Raw genomic sequence first — 1,422 nt, 5'->3', positions numbered from 1 at the left:
TCCCCGGTCCCTGCGTCTGACGTGAATGCGCGCCCGGTACCGGCGAGGTTCGGCTGTTCGGCGGGATGCTCGCTCATAGTGGCCGCATGCGCGCGCCCTCATCGGACCAGTCGACGAACGACCGGCACTCATGACCCGGGAAAGATCGTCCATGCTGACCCGGGTGGTGATGGCGACGACCATCGGCACCGCGCTGGAGTGGTACGGCTTCATCCTGTTCAGCGCCATGAGCGCGCTCGTCCTGAACCGGCTGTTCTTCCCGCCCGGTGATCCGGTCGCGGCGACACTGGCGTCCTTCGCCACGTTCGCGGTCGGGTTCGCCGTCCGGCCGCTCGGGGCGCTGGTCATCGGGCACTACGGGGACCGGCTGGGCCGCAGGAAGATGCTGGTGATCACGTTGGTCACCGTCGGCCTGTCCAGCGCCCTGATGGGTGCGCTGCCGACATACGCGGCCGTCGGGGCGTGGGCTCCGGTGCTGCTGGTCGTGCTGCGGGTGATCCAGGGGTTCGGCGCGGGAGCCGAGTACGCGGGCGCTTCCCTCACCATGGCCGAGTTCGCGCCGCCGGGACTTCGCGGGCGGTACGCCGCCATTCCCCCGGCGGGTGCGGCGCTCGGCGCGCTGCTCTCGGCCGGGGCCTTCGCCGCCGTGTCGACCCTTCCCCCGGACGACTTCCTCAGCTGGGGATGGCGCCTCCCCTTCCTGGTCACGATCCTGGTCACGGCGACCGGCTTCTACATCCGCATGCGGGTGGCCGAGAGCCCGATGTTCGAGAAGGCGAAGCGGGAGCAGGGAGTCGCGCGGGCGCCGGCCGTGGAGCTGGCCCGAAGGGCTCCGCGGACCCTGTTCCTCGGGGTGGTCAGCGGTGTGGGGCCGAACGTCGCCGCGTACATCCCGGTGGTGTTCGCTCTCACGTACCTCACCGAGCAGCTCGGCGTCTCCCGTACGAACACGCTCATCGGTGCACTGATCTACTTCGCGTGCAGCGCGGCGGTGACGCCGGTGGCCGGGGCGCTGGGCGACGTGGTCGGCCGCCGGATCGTGCTCGGCGGGGCCATGGTCTGTGCGGCCGTGTTCGCGTTCCCCTTCTTCTGGCTGCTGGACACCAAGGATGTCGGGTACGTGTGGTTCGCGTTCGGCGTGAGCGGGTCGCTGCTGGGGGCTCAGCTCGGGGCCCAGGCCGGCTTCCTGGCGGACCTGTTCACGACCAGGACCCGGTTCAGCGGGGTGGCCCTCAGCCGGGAGATCGCCGCCGCGCTGGCGGGCGGCACCGCACCGCTCATCGCGGCCGCGCTGCTGGACGCCACCGGGGGGAAACCCTGGCCGGTGGTCCTGTACATGAGCGTGCTGCTGCTGGTCAGCGCTCTGGCGGTGGCGCTTCTGAAAGGTTTCGGAGGGCGCGAGCAGCGGTGGTGAGGCCGGGG

1 protein-coding gene is annotated in these 1,422 nt (G+C 71.1%); it reads left to right on the top strand.

The features are described from left to right. Window positions 1-130 precede the first annotated feature (130 nt). Window positions 131-1,414 (top strand): MFS transporter, encoded by a 1,284-nt coding sequence (locus GXP76_RS35445; RefSeq protein ID WP_242575725.1) that lies wholly within the window; start codon window positions 131-133, stop codon window positions 1,412-1,414. Window positions 1,415-1,422: the final 8 nt, after the last annotated feature.

Origin of the sequence: Streptomyces sp. NP-1717, from assembly GCF_022695985.1 — a bacterium.
GTDB lineage: Bacteria > Actinomycetota > Actinomycetes > Streptomycetales > Streptomycetaceae > Streptomyces.
This window is presented reverse-complemented; position numbering and strand designations above follow the sequence as displayed.

What these genes read in the sequence shown, in the direction of transcription:
- GXP76_RS35445 (WP_242575725.1), top strand. Translation starts at nt 131, where the DNA reads ATGACCCGGGAAAGATCGTCCATGCTGACCCGGGTGGTGATGGCGACG.